Below are 14,809 nucleotides of genomic sequence, written 5' to 3' on the forward strand. Positions count from 1 at the left end.
TTATTTTGCCCAAAACGATCCTAAATAATGGCTTTAAATGAATGCCGAATGACATCCCCTCGGCTAATGATCCCAACCAACACCCCGTTTCGTTCTACCGGCAGCTTTTTAATTTGTCTTTTACCTAAGAGGGCTGCAATATTTTCTATTTCTTCATTCCATGAAACTTTGAGAACTTTTCTTTTAGCAATTTCAAGAACATTCTTATTTAGCAATCTTTGTACTCTTTCGTCGAATTCCTCATCATCCCCCTGGATAGTGAAGCTATAGGAAAAAGTATCAAAAAATCGATCCTCATGCTTGCCAATATATCGCATGATATCACCATCACTCACATACCCAACAATTTCGTTTCTGTCATTGACCACAGGAAGTCCGCTGATACCATAAGTAATGAATTTCTCGATGACCGATCGCACTGATTCGTTTTCCTTAACTTTATAGACTTGTTGAATCATAATCTCATATGCTTTCATTATTTATTCTCCTATGCAAAGTTTAGTGAATTATTTCACATTAACCCGTAACTAGTTGGCCTTTCTTTAACGTGCGTTTATTACCTTCATATCTTTAAATACCCTGCACAAACACCTGCTGAAAGAGTTTAGTTAGAACCGTACAACTAATACGGCACCTAACTATCAGAATAAACGGCCCCATGATGCTTTTTTCCATGCAAACCGTTTCCAAGAGATTCATTATGTCGGGAAAATATTATGTTTTTTTGCCTCGTGTAAGCCATCTTTAATTTTTTCTAGCAAATTCACCAAGAGCTGTTGTTCTTCTTCGGTTGTCTTTGAGAAAATATTTGTCACATGGTTACTATATAAGGGCGATAATGTGTTTAAAACGCTACTTCCTTTTTCAGTTAAATAAATGGCTGTTTTTCTCCGGTCATCGAGAATATCCCTTCTAATAAAACCATCCTTTTCCAGACCATCCAATAAACCCGTCATCGTGGACCTGGTTACTCCTATTTCATCAGCTAACTCTGAAGGGTTAAGAGGACGTTCATGGTTTAGGACTGATAGGAGAACTTTTAATTTTCCATTAGACAATCCGAAATACGATAACTTGGAAGTTACCTCATATTCCAACTCTCTTGCCACTCCCAATAGTTGAATTAATACTTCAAAGTGGCGATCCCCAATAAAAGGGTTCATTGTTAAATTTGGATTTATATTCTTGTCCAATGTATCACCCCTTCACAATAATAAGCCACCTAATTATAAGGTGGCTTATTATTATTTGTCAACGCGTTACTATGGTAGCAACATGTAAAAGGTGTAAAATTTGCTCAGAAATTTTTCATTGGAGAAATAGTATACATCTATCGCTTTTTATTTTAGTTTAATCAAAATGGTAGATTTTCTGTAATTTTTTGCCGGCCATATTTACTAACCAGTACATCACGACAGAAAGAATAGCCAAAATGGTGATACTGGTCATCACTAGATTCATTTGGAACACTTGACCTCCGTAAGTAATGAGGAAGCCTAAGCCCGCTTTGGAGGAAAGGAATTCACCCATAATTACACCTACAAGGGTTAGCCCGACATTCACTTTCATTGTCGCCACAAAATTGGGGATGCTGGCTGGAAGAACGACCATCTTCAGCATTTGCCAGCGCGTAGCACCGAATGACTCCATCAGCTTCATTTTGCCTTTCGAGATCTCCTGGAAGCCGGAGTGGACCATAATGACGGTGACAATAATTGAGATAGCAATCGCCATTCCATAGATGGATAGCTGGTCCCCGAGCCAGATGTAGAAAATAGGACCAAGTGCCACTTTCGGTAAAGCATTTAGCACGACAATATAAGGCTCGACCACTTCGGAAAGAAAACGGGAACTCCAAAGCAGGATGGCAAGGAGCGTACCTATCACCATAGATACGATGAAACCTAAGATGGTTTCTTTCGTGGTAATCCATGTGTGATGCAAAATCTCGCCTTTGATTAACAATTCTTTAAAAGAAGCAAAAATTTGGGAAGGTTTACTTGTCAACATCGTATCAATCCAACTCATGTTTGCCGCTAATTCCCAAACTCCTAAAAACACGAAGAGCACTAGCCATTGTGCCAAGCGAATCGATAGGTTGCGATTCCGCTGCTTTCGTAAATAGGATGAATATTGAATGCTGGGCGATTTTTCGTTTGGTGTCCTCTGAATGAAAGGTTCCGCTGCGACATCGCTTGAGGCTGTCATTATTTTAGGGTTAGGTACGGACATTTTCTTCCAACTCCCTCCAAATGGTATTAAAGTAAGTATGGTATTCTGGGGTCTCCCTCGTATGAAAAGGAGAAGGCCTTCCGTGTTCATTGGCAAATTCAATTCGATAGTCGGATTGAATGGTACTTGGTCTTCGGGACATCACGATGACTCGATCGGCCATAGAGATAGCCTCTGAGATATCATGGGTGACTAAGATAGCTGTTTTCCCTTGCTCGCGCAGAATGGAGGAAATTTCATCCGATAAATTCAAACGGGTTTGATAGTCTAACGCAGAAAATGGTTCGTCCAACAGCAGGATCTCCGGCATTACAACTAACGTTCGTATTAAGGCAACTCGTTGCCGCATTCCCCCAGAAAGCTGTTTCGGACTGTGATGGACAAATTCTCCTAAACCATAGCGGTGCAAGAGATCCAAGGCACGTTCCTTCGCTTCTTTTCGATCCATTCCGCGGATTTCAGCCCCAACTAGGACATTGTTCAATATATCTCTCCATTCAAATAGGTGATCATGCTGCAGCATATATCCGATTCGCTTGGATGGTTCCTTCACTTTTTCACCGAAAAGCCTGACCTCTCCTTCTGTCGGTATAATCATCCCCGAAATGAGAGAAAGCAGAGTACTTTTCCCACAGCCGCTCGGACCGACAATGCTGATGAACTCTCCCTCCTGGATTGAGAGATTGATATGTTGCAGAGCCTTTGTCTCCTCTTTTGGTGTAAAGTAATGCAAGGATACATCCTGCAATTCGATTTGCGTCATTACTTTCAGCTCCTTCCCCTTAATTTCCTTCTTGTACGGCTTTCTCTGCAAAGGTTGTCTCAACTATATCTCCATGCTTGACCTTTTGATCTGACGGCAGTACCCCGCTATCAACCAATGTGTCCTGGAGTTTATCCAATTGCGCCTGGTCCAAAACAGGGTTTTTAGCCCATGAATTTTGCTTGGCATATCGTTCCACTGATTTTTGGATTAACTCTTTAGATGTTCCTTCGAAATATGGCTCAAGTGCGGCAGCTGCTTCCTCAGCAGAATGTTCATTCAGCCATAGGGTAGCCTTATAAACGGCATTTGACCACTTTTGTAAAATTTCAGGATTCTTCTTCATAAATTCGTTTGTTGCTACATACGATGTCTCCGGATAGGACCCGTATGCTTCCCCCATGGATGCGACTAGTTTGGCCTTGCCTGATTGCTCGAGCATAGAAGCGAGGGGCTCAAATACTTGGATGTATTCCCCTTTACCGCTTTCGAAGGCACCGACCATGGCAGGGGAGGCAATATTGGTGATTAGTTTTGACTTTCCGACTTGATTCTTCTTAAGTACTTGAGACATCACCATCTCCGGCGAACTTCCCGGCCTCCAGCTCACCACGGCTTGGCCATTTAAATCGCTCCATTGAAACGGGCTCTTAGGGTTTCGTGCCAATAAGAAAGAGCCGTCCGTTGCCGTCAGCTGATAAAACACCTTTAAAGACTGTTTCCCGTGCTGATTAAAGATAAACACAGCCGACTCAGGACCAACCAGCGAAATATCTGCCGTTCCGGACAGTAAGGCTGCCGCCCCTTTGTCCGAGCCTTGGGAAGTCGTCATATCCACTTCTAGACCCTCGTCACGGAAAAATCCTTTCTCCATGGCAATATAATGTGGGGCATAAAAGATGGAACGGATGACTTCTGAAAAACGAACCTGTGTCAGTTTATCGCCATTTTGTTTTGGGACAGTACCCTCTTTTGAGCTTGTGGTTTGTGCGGAATTCCCACAGCCGGTTAACATCAACGAGAGTGCGGTAAAACAGGCCATCATGACTCCTGTGATTTTTTTCTTTTTGTTCATCGTTTAATTCCCCCTTAAATTTTGATTGATTTCTTAGAAACCAAATAATTTAATGCCATATCCTTTCCATAATTCTGAATCTCCTGATGTCCTGCGCAGGCAAGCGGCATCGCGGTAACCCGCTCTCGCAGAACATAAATCTCGATTTCAGGCAGCAAATATTCCAGGGCATATGCTAGTGGAAGGCCATTTTCTAAGATTTCCACTGAGTGTGGATTTCCGATAATAAAGGTCAGCCCCAGGCGTCTCGCTTCCAAGACCAACGGATGATCTTCCCGTACTCGGCTGATGCTTGCGATAATCGTATCGGTTTCCGGATACAGGTCAAGAGCTTGGTGAAGATGTTCGACGGTAAACCCGGTATGCGGGAAAAAGTGAAGGATATGCTTGACAGGCGTGTCCTCCTTCCCATTCAGAATCCCAGCTGGATTGGCTAATGTCGCCTCTTCCAGAAAATCGGTGGAGCGGATTTCTTGTTCGGATTTTAATAAAGTGGAATCAAACTGGCGTCCGATGTATCCATCAAGCCGCTTCAGAATATCTCCTGCTGTTTGGATTCCTTCTAAGGCAATTCCTTTGTGCAAGACATTCCCATGAATTCCTCCAAAGCTAGTATCAGTTTTGAGCTTCTGATGTCCATGTAAATAGGCTAATCCGGGATGCAGCCCATGAAAGGCTTCATGCAGTTCAATCACGGATAGATTGTAAAGGGGTAAGTACTGGGCGAAGGGAACTCCGCCAGAATTGGCCGCATCCGCAACCGGATGATGGACGACCAGTAGATCGAGCCCCATCCCGGACGCTAATTCAATTCCACATTCTGTCATGGTCATGGCCACTCCGATTTTTTTTACTGGAGCATTCATATCGCCATACACAAGTCCTGGGATTTCAACTACACTTTTTCCAGGGATATTGGACGTCTTCATCAATACAAATGGATTGCTTCCTTTGGCAATTTCATTCCAATCCATTACCATCCGCCCTTTGGTAATGACATTCAAGGCTTGCAACACATCATGGATAGTACACTCATTCTGCATATTTATCATTTTCTCCCTCCTATAACTTTTATAAAAAAATAAAAACCGCTTACCATGAAAACACACCAAAGCAATAAGCTTTAGTTCGTTTCATGATAAGCGGTTTGAAAGCCTCTCCAAAATGGGCCCTAAACCTGCTCATCGTTCTGTTTTATTCGATTGGTTCCTTAAAGATAACGACCGTCAACGCCTGCTCGGTACGTGGATCATAGTCCTTAAAGATAACCTGAATCGGAAGACTTAGAGTTTCTTCGATCTTAGAAGCTAGTATTTCTTTGAAAGCATCGATGATCGAAGAATCGACGGCTCTTGTCAATAATCGCTGTGTTTCATCTAATACTTTCAAAGCGGGGATCCGTTTATGCTGGGCATAAATAAATACCTTGTCCCCCACCAATTCAATTCGCTGTGATTTGATCCCAATTCCAAACAGCTCTTGATTCACCGTGTTGTAGATTTTAATAATTTCAAGTTTTAGTTGGTTAGCGGAGAGCTGCAGCTTCATCCTTTCACCTCTATTTACGTTTGCTATGTATCATAGTAAGTTTGTACATATCCATAATATACATTGATTAAAAACTATTGTCAATATTCTTAATATTAAAATATTTATATACTTCTATTCTTTCTTTATTTCCAAATAATAGGACATAGGGGTCGACATAGGGGTCAGTCCCCCGGTGAAGTAAAGCTTAAACGCATCAGGGGACTGACCCCATAATCCTTCTAAAGTTTTCTAATTTGACCAACTCTTAATTAATAATATATCTTAAGACTTAGGAAATCTTAGGATAATAAATTTTGAATGAGGTGCAGCAGTGAAAGAATTACAGAAATTCGCAAAAGGATATCATGAAGAAATGAACTGGGAAATTAATAAAGATAATTATGAGAGAACTCGTGCTTCACTTTTAAATAACTATATGCTGTTAACAACAGAAGTCGCGGAAGTTGCTGAAGAACTTCGAAAAGCTTTTAATTTGACCAATAGTCACATTTCAAAAGGCAGTGATGAAAAAGAGGCATTTGATTTGGCTAAAGAATCGATCAAAGAGGATTTAGGTAAAGAATTTGCTGATTGCTTAGCCTATATTATTAAAATGGCAAATTACTTTGAAATTGATTTAGAAGAAAGCTTTTATTCAAAAATGGCTGAAGTAAAGAACCGAAAAAATAAAGATGTCGGGTTAGTAAGGTAAGGAATTAGCTTGATTACAAATGATCACCAATATTGAAACAAAAAATAACCGAAAGAGACTTCTTTCGGTTAAATATAGGATAATCCTCAGTTCACTTAGAAGAAAGAATGCAATCATAAATTATCCTAAATATTTTAATGGTTTTGGCAGAGCGTATTTTCATCATTTGATGGGAACTATAGAGACCCAAACACATGGCTTACTTCCAACTCCAACTCCCTTATCAGTGTAAATTCTTCTTTCCTAGGTGCTAATTCTTTTACAATACTGGCATAATACCAATGCTGATCTTTCATGCCATGGTTAAAACGCTCCCATACCATCTCGCCAATCGTTTTACGGTCTTCCTTAATGGATTGCAGATTATGTAATTTATCCGCAGTGATGACTTGTATTTCTTCTATAGATAGATTTTTTAACATATCAATGGTATGTTGTTTTCTAACACGCCAAGGGAGGGTTTTATCAGGTTCCGAAGCAGCTCTGACTAAATTCGCAATATGCTCACCAAATTGCTCTGCTAATGTTTCATAATTTGTATCGGTATCTTCAAGTGTATCATGAAGAATACCTGCAGCGATGACTGAATCCGAACATTTCTCCTTTTGTAAAAGAATCCCCACGGCAAAAGGATGAGAGATATATGGGATATCTGTTGCTTTTCTCGTCTGATTTCGATGGGCTACTGCTGCAAAATTAATTGCTTTTTGAACGATATTCATCTTTATTTCCCCCAGTATAACGGATTTCATGATTTTATAGTTTTATTTTATACTGATTCCGCATCAGTATATGCTGGTTAATTTAAGCTTTAGAAAATTATTTGGAACTGCAGCACCTCTTCCAATATCTGTAGTTATAATATTAGGCTGTCCCCTTACCGGTAAAAACCTCATCGTAACGTTGAAAGTGTTTGGTAATAGATGATTGCTATTCAGTTTCGTTCAGCTTACTAGGTTCAGCAACAAAAAAATAATCCCCCATCTTCCATGATTCGGAACAAACGAGGGATCATTAACTTATATTCTTTTTCTTTTTAAACATAAAATACCTCTCTTTCCTTTTCATTTAAACTCTCTCTCATTGCCTCTTCCCACCACCGATGGCCTTCTGAATTACGATTTTTCATAAGATTTAACCGTTCATTCACATGCTTTGCCTTGATTAACGTTTCTTCCTCCTCCATCATTCCACAACAGATTTCATAGATATCATCAAAGTGAGCGAGTGACATTTCCAACACCTTCTTTCAAAGTTTTGAGAAACTATTGAATCTTTGCCCTCCTTCCTTACTTTGATTATATGATGAATATAGCTATAAATCATTTTAAAATTTGTCAATATTTTGAATTTATACACTCCATCTGGAAACAGCACCATTCCAATTAGTGTGGATGGTGCTGTTTTAATTAGAAGACCATTTCCTCACGCAAAAATATCGGTACAGGACTTCCTTATTCGAGGAGTGAAACTTTTCTATCAAAGCTATATGTAATTAAATCAAGTATTTCTCAGATTCCTTCGTATAATGCACGACTTGATTAAGATGACCATTTTTAAGTTTTACTGCCCATTCTGGATCAGCTAGTATGGCACGGCCAATGGCTACATAGTCAAATTCGCCTGCTTTGATTTTTTCGTCTACAATTTTGAGATTTTCTTCAATTGTTACATGATCATTGTCCTGATTGCTCAAAAAGGCACGGTTAATTCCAACAGAACCGACCGCAATCGTTGGTTTATTGGTAATTCGTTTCGTCCAGCCGGCTAAGGTTAATGAAGGATCTTCATCTTTAAATTCAGGTTCCCATATACGTCTTGTTGAGCAGTGGAAAATATCTACACCAGCTTCAACTAATGGGGTGAGCAATTGTTCAAGCTCATTAGAGTTCTTAGCTAATTTAGCTTGATAATCGGTTCCTTTCCATTGTGAATAACGAAAGACAATTGGAAAATCAGGCCCAACTTCTTTCCGGCAAGCCCGAACAATATCTGATGCGAATTTTGTTCGCTCTCCTAAATCACCGCCATAATCATCTGTACGCTTGTTCGTTAGTTCCCAAAAAAATTGATCAATTAAGTATCCGTGTGCTCCATGCAACTCAATTCCGTCAAAGCCGATGCGCTTCGCATTTGCAGCCGCTTCGGCGTATGCATCAATCATTTCAGCCACTTCTTCTTTCGTTAAAGCCTTTATTTTCTCATTTCTCTGGCCTCTTAAAGTTAATCCAGACGGACTAACAGTAGGTGCGTCAATATTTGGTTCACTGCCTGTTTTTCGGGCAGCACCTACATGCCATAATTGTGGAATAATTTTGCCGCCGGCTTGGTGGACTTCATTCACTACATTTGCCCAGCCATTTAAAGCTTCCTCACCATAAAAACGGGGAATATCAGGGCTCATTACTGCAGCTGGGTGATTAATCGCTGTCCCTTCAGTTATGATAAGCCCAATTCCATTCTCTGCACGTTTGCGGTAATATTGTGCAACATTTTTTCCCGGGATTCCTTCTGGCGAAAACATGCGTGTCATTGGGGCCATCACTAACCGGCTAGCTAACATGTCATTTCCAAATGGTACAGATTGTAACAAAGTATGACCTGCGAACTTTTGATCCAAGGCGAGCACTTCCTTTTATTTATTCGTTTTATCCTGCACCCTTTATTCTATAATTCGTCTATAAAAATATAAACTGATAAGTCCTATGTTTATACTAATATTAAAAACTTAGGCGATTTAGCAGGTTATTTATAAAACGACAAACAAACTAGTCGCGGTACTTTTTATCACAGGAATTCCTACCACAAAACAAAATAGAGTGCAAGGAATCCCACATTATTGGGTGTTACTAAGCACTCTGTATAAAATTCTAATATTTTTTTCTTACTTTCTCTTTCACAGATTCCTTCTTCAATAATTCCTTCACTTTCTGAAAATAGAGAAATGTTAGTTCACCGCTCTGATTACCCCGATGAAGCATGGGATTTCATTCGAATTTCGTAGGAGCTGAAGACTTTTCCATATAAATAGGCAAAACTGAATTGTAAACCAGAAGCTATGTAGAAAGGCAGGGCTAGTGAACCCAATCCAAAAAGATAGCCGGTAAAATACGGTCCAATCGAGATAGGCAGCCTGATTGAAAAGATATTGATGCTTGATGCGAAACCACGGCGCATGTCACGAGTCAAACTCACACTCAACGCTTGCTGTGCCCCTTGTGTACCTCTGTTTAAAGCCGTTCGTATGATATACAAGACAGAAACAAGTGCATAGGACGATAGTAAGGGCATCAAAATCAAAAGCAGGCTTGCAATGAGACGAACCAGCACAATGGACCTTATTGTCCCGTGTTTGTTGGATAATCTTGCTTGTAAGACCGAGGTAACACCTGTCGCAAAAAAAGTGACAGCCAATGTGCCTCCAATCTGTATACTGCTTACCCCGAATTTAGCCGAAAACCAATAAGACATCATGGGTCCCGTAAGTCCAATGGCAATCCCGTTAAGTATGTTAATGGCTGCGAGCTTTAAGACCGCAGAATTTTCTTCGCGCAGGATTCTCTTTTCTTGATTCCCTAACTCCTCTTTTATATATCCTGGTTGTTTATCAATTTTTCCTTCCTGAATGGTTAAAATGATTGCCGCTGTCACAAAGGATAAAACGAAGATAAAGAAGAATATAGGGCGATAGGAAGTGCCTTCTTTAAGATTATGATTCCATAAGGCCGTGATCCCCGCCAGCACTGCACCTGCCGCCATTCCGAAAAAGCTAAGAGCATTATTCAGACTATATACCTTTCCACGCTCTATTTTTGGGATAAAGGCCGCCAGCCAAGCCTGCTCCGCCGGGGCACATGGACTGGGAGAACCGGCGTCCGCTTTCCCAAAACCTGAAAGTGTGATTGCAATAAATAACAAAATAGTATTTGTAGATAATATCCCAATCAACGCACATCCGGCTGTTAATAGTTCAGAAAAAAGGATAAAGGGTTTTCTCCCCAGTCGATCGCTATAAATACCTATGACTGGGGCTAGTCCTACACCAAGCAAACCTCCGGCAGCAAGCACACTTCCAATCGCCGCTGTACTCCAACCCAGTGCAGCGAGGTATAGAGACAAATCAACAACTAGCATGCCTTGTCCAATACTTCGAATAGCATTGACCAGCATAAGTTTTTTGGCTGCCGGATGAATTTGTCCGGCTCCTTCATCATCGTTCTTACCAAACACAAACTTCAACTTTATCACTTCTTTTCTATTTTTCTTACATCATTTTAAATAATTACGAGGGGATATTGGTAAACCATTGGTTATTTACTCTACTTAAAAGAGTTCCAAATTCTCCTGTCATTTATTCACATCCATTTCGGTTTACCTATAAAGGAAACATCACAATGGATGCATTATGCCTTTAGAAAACAAAAACCCAAATAGCGGATACAGCATAAGTTGTTTAAAATGGTGATGTTCGAAGCAAAATAATCCGAAAGGATCTGGCTGACCGATGAAAAACGAGGATAGTTTATTAGAGAGGGAAGGAAGCGACATGGTTAAGCATCCAAACAAATGGGAGGAATTCATACAAAATATTAAACAAAATATCTATATTGTGTATCTCGCATACCGTCATTCGAAAACACCATGGTATGCTAAAGCATTTTCATTATTGATTGTTGCCTATGCGTTAAGCCCCATAGACCTTATTCCAGATTTCATTCCCGTATTAGGTTATTTGGATGAAGTTTTTCTGCTTCCCTTGGGGATATTAGAAGTGTTCACCCTGATACCGAATCAAGTATTGCAAGAATGCAGGGTGATGGCCTCCCGAACGCCTAAAATGCTGCGGAAAAATTGGGCGGCAGCGATTGTTATTCTCCTCGTTTGGATCAGTTTCGCGACCACGGTTCTTTTTAAATGGGTCATATAAAAAAGGCGCAAAGGTTATGTATGCAGTCCCTTAGCACCAAATTTGCAATCACATATTTTTATTAGAGTTTTATGTTTTTTTTGATGCGGGTCTGTCTAGCTGAAATCTCCGATAAATGATAGGTGATGACTGTATAATGGGGGTGCAATTAGCGTCCTGTACAGCTTTTTCAATCAGATAATGTTTTGGCGCCCATTGGCAGACTGGATCCATCGCATAAGCGTCCCCAGTTAAAGCAAAAGCCTGGCAACGGCACCCACCTCCGTCTTGGTGTCTTAGTTCACACGAAAGGCAGGGTTCTGGCATCCATTCTTCACCGCGGAAATGGTTAAAAGACTCTGATTCATACCAAATATGACTTAGTGACGAGTCAAGAATATTTTCAAAGGAAAAACCCTCAATCATCCCGGCTGTCGGGCAAGGAAGGACTGCCCCATTTGGTGCTACCGTTAAGCCAATCGTCCCCCATCCCCCCATACAAGGCTTAGGTGCCTGAGCATAATAATCAGAAATAACCCAAATGATTTCGATTTTTTTCCCAATGCGCGCTTTTGCGGCGTCATAGATTTCACGGGCACGCTCAATCTGAACACGGCTTGGCAAAAGCTGCTCCCGATTGAGCAAAGCCCAGTTATAATACTGTGTATTCGCCAGTTCCAGACGTTCAGCACCCACCTCCTCGGCGAGTTTAATAATCTCATCCAAATGATCAATATTCATTCGGTGCAACACGACATTTAATGATAAATACATTCCGGCGTTTTTTACCGCTTTGCAAGCTTCCCTTTTCTTGTCAAAAGCCTTAAAACCGCCGATGATGTCCGAAAGCTTTGCATCGCCTGCCTGAAAGCTCACCTGCACATTTTCCAGTCCGGCATCACAGAGCCGGGCAGCCTTTTCAGTTGTTAATCCAATGCCGCTGGTTATGAGATTAGTATACATCTCTAATTTATTTGCATGGCGGATAAAAACTTCCAAATCGCCTCGCAAAAGTGGTTCTCCACCGGAAAAATGAACTTCTACAACTCCCAGATCAGCCGCCTCAGACAAAACACGGCACCACTCCCCGGTCGATATTTCCGTTGCCTTTGAAATCATTTCTAAAGGGTTCGAACAATATGGACAATGCAAAGGACAGCGATGAGTTAGCTCCGCGACCAAGGAATATGGGGGGGGAGCCCCCTTATTATTCTTTGTTATCGACTGAACCATGTTTATGGATCACCACCCAACCCTGATCCTCCATTTCCCGGAGAAACTCAGAAATATCTGCTTTCATCGTTTTCAAATCAGGCAAAGCACTTGTATCTGCAGTTTCTGTGTCTGCCTTTAGTGAAGCCCTTATTTTTTCAGTGATGGTGTTCACGGTTTGTCTTCCGTCACATAAAGTAAGAATAGATGCAGCCGTTTCGTTCAAGACCACGACCTTTTCCGGTAACAAAAGAAGATTCTTTTCCCTTACTTTATCAAATTTTAATCGCGCCTTTGCTGCGAGTCTTGGAATACTGTCAGCTAAAATTGACTCCACCACCTTTCATTTATTTTTCGGGTGAGTGATAAAATCATCGTTCACTCTTATAGGGGATATGCGTTTTCGATGGCATCAAGCTGTGCCCACAACACATCACACTTGAAACGCAGTGCGGCAACAGCCCGCCTTTGATCTTTCGGAGTTTGGCAATAGGTTAACACAAGTTTAAGGGCTGTATCGGCATCACGCGGCGCCTGTGAAAGGCGATTTTGAAAATATTCCAGTCCTGCACGGTCAATCCATGGATAAAGGCGCTCAATGACCTTCATTCTCTTTGACATTAAATCAGGAGAAAACAATTCGGTTAGGGAGGAAGCAACGGCTTCCATCCATGGTTTTGTCCCCGCAAAGTTTACATAGGCATCAACAGCAAATCGAACACCCGGAACGACTCTGACCTCCTGCGCTACTTCTTCCCGGGATAACCCCACAGCTTCACCAAGCCGAAGCCATGCTTCAATTCCACCTTCTTCCCCTTGCGTTCCGTCATGGTCAATGATTCGCCCAATCCATTCACGTCGCATATCCCTTGACGGCAGCCTAGAAAGAATAGCTGCATCTTTAATCGGAACTGATTTTTGATAATAGTACCGGTTAGCCACCCAACCGCGGATCTGTTCTCTGCTTAATTTTCCTTTATGCATCGCTACATGAAATGGATGTTTGTCATGATAGAAGGAACTTCCAACAGCTTTTAATTGCTCTGTGAATTCATCCCTCGTCCATAATTTTTCCTTTGTTTCATTTAACACCTTTTCTAGGTTAAGGAAATCACCTTGATCCAAAATGTTCACACCTCCACTTCCATACCGTCATAGGCAATCTCAAAACCTAGCCGTTCCAATGTATGCCTTTCCATTGAGTCCTTCTTAAGAATAGGGTTGCTGTTGTTTATGTGAATCAGAATTTTCCGTTTGGCTGAGTATTTGGCTAGCTTTTCAGCAATGCCCGATGGCCCGCTAATTGGTAAATGTCCCATATTTCTTGCATCGCGCTTGGTTGCACCCAACTCAACCAATTCAGTTTCTGACCAAAAAGTTCCGTCCACCATCAAGATATCCGCCTTCTGAAAGCAAGCTTCTATAGCCGGGGTGATCCTTTCTAAAGTAGGAAAGTAAGCAAGGCATCTGCCGGTACTCTCATTATAAAGAACCAGCCCGACCTCCCATAAATCTTCCGGGTCATTCTCCTCCTTGTTTGACTGGGTATAAAGCGGCGGTTTTTTAGAAACGGGGACCGTCTCGATGATGATGGTTCCTTCTCCTCCTACACCCGGAAGTCCTATCCGCTTGCGATGATCAGGGTGAAGAGACTGCCATTCCCATGAACAATAGTTTTTCAGTATGGGTAACACTGGAAAGAATGACTGCAAACACTTTCGTACTGTCTCGGTTCCATAGATGTTTAAACAAGAACCCTCCCGTAATGACAATAACCCAATCGTATGGTCGAACTCGGCATCGGTTAAAATAACACCAGCCAGCGGAGTCTCTCTTATACCTGGACCCGGATGCAGGGCAGTAAACGATTCAATCTGCCTGTGAACATCCGGTCCCGCATTAATGAGATACCAATCCTTTTCATTCGCACTTACAGCAAGCGATGATTGTAATAACGGCTGGTGCGAATCGTTTCCTTCGCGGACACTATGGCAATTTGGACATGCACAATTCCACTGCGGAAAGCCGCCACCAGCCGCTGCTCCTAAGACTCTAATTCGAATTTGGCTTCAGTCCTTTCACTGGAGACTTGAATACCTTCTTTGCCAATATCCCTAGGTTTACCTAATGCCCTTCCAACTTGCCACCCAATCGCTATATTCACTACAGCCATGAGGGGATACAGGAGATAGTCACCCACTGGTTCTGGGAGCAGGAGATCGACGGCCAACCATCCTCCGGCTGTTGCACACCCAATAATCGCGCCAATCATTGATTTTAGGTACCGCTTTATTTTCATATGCCCTACCTCCATTGATTTATAAAACTATTAAATGCATGCGCAAGCAGGCTGTGCTGTTAGCCAATATAGGCATACAT

18 protein-coding genes are annotated in these 14,809 nt (G+C 41.6%); 2 read left to right on the forward strand and 16 right to left on the reverse strand.

The features are described from left to right. Nucleotides 1–20: 20 nt before the first annotated feature. The 7 genes from FS608_RS06140 to FS608_RS06170 all read right to left on the reverse strand — a co-directional run bounded on the left by FS608_RS06140 (nt 21) and on the right by FS608_RS06170 (nt 5,618). Nucleotides 21–476: a CBS domain-containing protein gene (locus FS608_RS06140; protein WP_144548367.1), complete on the reverse strand. Its 456-nt coding sequence runs from the start codon at nt 474–476 to the stop codon at nt 21–23. A 222-nt stretch (nt 477–698) separates the two neighbouring features. Further along, nucleotides 699–1,193, reverse strand: coding sequence for a MarR family winged helix-turn-helix transcriptional regulator (locus FS608_RS06145; RefSeq protein ID WP_144548368.1), 495 nt, complete (start codon nt 1,191–1,193; stop codon nt 699–701). Nucleotides 1,194–1,350: 157 nt separating this feature from the next. Next, nucleotides 1,351–2,232, reverse strand: a complete 882-nt coding sequence (locus FS608_RS06150) for an ABC transporter permease (protein WP_260871590.1) — start codon at nt 2,230–2,232, stop codon at nt 1,351–1,353. Continuing rightward, nucleotides 2,219–2,995 (reverse strand): ABC transporter ATP-binding protein, encoded by a 777-nt coding sequence (locus FS608_RS06155; protein ID WP_098571786.1) that lies wholly within the window; start codon nt 2,993–2,995, stop codon nt 2,219–2,221. Before FS608_RS06155 ends, FS608_RS06150 begins: the two co-directional genes overlap by 14 nt. A gap of 19 nt (nt 2,996–3,014) precedes the next feature. Further along, entirely contained in the window at nt 3,015–4,070 is a 1,056-nt protein-coding gene (locus FS608_RS06160; RefSeq protein WP_186328622.1) for an ABC transporter substrate-binding protein, read from the reverse strand. Nucleotides 4,071–4,084: 14 nt separating this feature from the next. Further along, complete coding sequence (locus FS608_RS06165; RefSeq protein WP_144548370.1) at nt 4,085–5,122, reverse strand: Nif3-like dinuclear metal center hexameric protein; 1,038 nt, start codon at nt 5,120–5,122, stop codon at nt 4,085–4,087. Between the two features lie 142 nt (nt 5,123–5,264). After that, complete coding sequence (locus FS608_RS06170) at nt 5,265–5,618, reverse strand: Na-translocating system protein MpsC family protein (RefSeq protein ID WP_144548371.1); 354 nt, start codon at nt 5,616–5,618, stop codon at nt 5,265–5,267. A 313-nt stretch (nt 5,619–5,931) separates the two neighbouring features. On the opposite strand from FS608_RS06170, the gene FS608_RS06175 reads away from it, so the two are divergent. Then, the gene (locus tag FS608_RS06175) at nt 5,932–6,312 is read left to right on the forward strand and encodes a MazG nucleotide pyrophosphohydrolase domain-containing protein (protein ID WP_144548372.1); all 381 of its coding nucleotides are present in this window, start codon (nt 5,932–5,934) and stop codon (nt 6,310–6,312) included. Nucleotides 6,313–6,488: 176 nt separating this feature from the next. Here FS608_RS06175 and FS608_RS06180 read toward each other — a convergent pair whose 3' ends face one another. The 4 genes from FS608_RS06180 to FS608_RS06200 all read right to left on the reverse strand — a co-directional run bounded on the left by FS608_RS06180 (nt 6,489) and on the right by FS608_RS06200 (nt 10,542). After that, the gene (locus FS608_RS06180; RefSeq protein ID WP_144548373.1) at nt 6,489–7,034 is read right to left on the reverse strand and encodes an HD domain-containing protein; all 546 of its coding nucleotides are present in this window, start codon (nt 7,032–7,034) and stop codon (nt 6,489–6,491) included. A 314-nt stretch (nt 7,035–7,348) separates the two neighbouring features. Beyond that, on the reverse strand, nt 7,349–7,546 hold the full coding sequence (locus tag FS608_RS06185; RefSeq protein ID WP_144548374.1) for a hypothetical protein: 198 nt from the start codon (nt 7,544–7,546) through the stop codon (nt 7,349–7,351). 261 nt (nt 7,547–7,807) lie between these two features. Then, nucleotides 7,808–8,932 carry an NADH:flavin oxidoreductase gene (locus tag FS608_RS06195; protein ID WP_260871591.1) on the reverse strand — a complete coding sequence of 375 codons (1,125 nt, stop codon included), beginning with the start codon at nt 8,930–8,932 and terminating at the stop codon, nt 7,808–7,810. A 344-nt stretch (nt 8,933–9,276) separates the two neighbouring features. Then, a complete protein-coding gene (locus FS608_RS06200; RefSeq protein ID WP_260871612.1) occupies nt 9,277–10,542 on the reverse strand; it encodes an MFS transporter in 1,266 nt (421 codons plus the stop codon). 274 nt (nt 10,543–10,816) lie between these two features. Here FS608_RS06200 and FS608_RS06205 point away from each other — a divergent pair, with 274 nt between their 5' ends. After that, nucleotides 10,817–11,239 (forward strand): YkvA family protein, encoded by a 423-nt coding sequence (locus tag FS608_RS06205; protein ID WP_222127311.1) that lies wholly within the window; start codon nt 10,817–10,819, stop codon nt 11,237–11,239. Nucleotides 11,240–11,308: 69 nt separating this feature from the next. On the opposite strand, the gene pqqE is transcribed toward FS608_RS06205, so the two are convergent. The 5 genes from pqqE to FS608_RS06230 are packed head-to-tail and all read right to left on the reverse strand — an operon-like array spanning nt 11,309 to nt 14,729. After that, on the reverse strand, nt 11,309–12,451 hold the full coding sequence (pqqE, locus tag FS608_RS06210) for a pyrroloquinoline quinone biosynthesis protein PqqE (RefSeq protein ID WP_144548377.1): 1,143 nt from the start codon (nt 12,449–12,451) through the stop codon (nt 11,309–11,311). Continuing rightward, nucleotides 12,426–12,770 carry a pyrroloquinoline quinone biosynthesis peptide chaperone PqqD gene (pqqD, locus tag FS608_RS06215; RefSeq protein ID WP_144548378.1) on the reverse strand — a complete coding sequence of 115 codons (345 nt, stop codon included), beginning with the start codon at nt 12,768–12,770 and terminating at the stop codon, nt 12,426–12,428. The genes pqqE and pqqD overlap by 26 nt, the downstream gene beginning before the upstream one ends. 44 nt (nt 12,771–12,814) lie before the next feature. Continuing rightward, complete coding sequence (pqqC, locus tag FS608_RS06220) at nt 12,815–13,555, reverse strand: pyrroloquinoline-quinone synthase PqqC (RefSeq protein WP_222127312.1); 741 nt, start codon at nt 13,553–13,555, stop codon at nt 12,815–12,817. A 5-nt stretch (nt 13,556–13,560) separates the two neighbouring features. Next, the gene (gene pqqB / locus FS608_RS06225; protein WP_144548379.1) at nt 13,561–14,493 is read right to left on the reverse strand and encodes a pyrroloquinoline quinone biosynthesis protein PqqB; all 933 of its coding nucleotides are present in this window, start codon (nt 14,491–14,493) and stop codon (nt 13,561–13,563) included. Further along, the gene (locus FS608_RS06230) at nt 14,475–14,729 is read right to left on the reverse strand and encodes a hypothetical protein (protein ID WP_186328624.1); all 255 of its coding nucleotides are present in this window, start codon (nt 14,727–14,729) and stop codon (nt 14,475–14,477) included. The genes pqqB and FS608_RS06230 overlap by 19 nt, the downstream gene beginning before the upstream one ends. Between the last annotated feature and the right edge of the window lie 80 nt (nt 14,730–14,809).

The sequence above is a fragment of the Bacillus sp. X1(2014) genome (genome assembly GCF_007678255.1).

Excerpts from the sequence above, each read along its gene's own strand:
- FS608_RS06140 (WP_144548367.1), bottom strand. The coding sequence starts at position 476 with ATGAAAGCATATGAGATTATGATTCAACAAGTCTATAAAGTTAAGGAA.
- FS608_RS06170 (WP_144548371.1), bottom strand. The coding sequence starts at position 5,618 with ATGAAGCTGCAGCTCTCCGCTAACCAACTAAAACTTGAAATTATTAAA.
- FS608_RS06185 (WP_144548374.1), bottom strand. The coding sequence starts at position 7,546 with ATGTCACTCGCTCACTTTGATGATATCTATGAAATCTGTTGTGGAATG.
- FS608_RS06160 (WP_186328622.1), bottom strand. The coding sequence starts at position 4,070 with ATGAACAAAAAGAAAAAAATCACAGGAGTCATGATGGCCTGTTTTACC.
- FS608_RS06155 (WP_098571786.1), bottom strand. The coding sequence starts at position 2,995 with ATGACGCAAATCGAATTGCAGGATGTATCCTTGCATTACTTTACACCA.
- pqqE (WP_144548377.1), bottom strand. The coding sequence starts at position 12,451 with ATGGTTCAGTCGATAACAAAGAATAATAAGGGGGCTCCCCCCCCATAT.
- FS608_RS06165 (WP_144548370.1), bottom strand. The coding sequence starts at position 5,122 with ATGATAAATATGCAGAATGAGTGTACTATCCATGATGTGTTGCAAGCC.
- FS608_RS06150 (WP_260871590.1), bottom strand. The coding sequence starts at position 2,232 with ATGTCCGTACCTAACCCTAAAATAATGACAGCCTCAAGCGATGTCGCA.
- FS608_RS06205 (WP_222127311.1), top strand. The coding sequence starts at position 10,817 with ATGAAAAACGAGGATAGTTTATTAGAGAGGGAAGGAAGCGACATGGTT.
- FS608_RS06230 (WP_186328624.1), bottom strand. The coding sequence starts at position 14,729 with ATGAAAATAAAGCGGTACCTAAAATCAATGATTGGCGCGATTATTGGG.
- FS608_RS06180 (WP_144548373.1), bottom strand. The coding sequence starts at position 7,034 with ATGAATATCGTTCAAAAAGCAATTAATTTTGCAGCAGTAGCCCATCGA.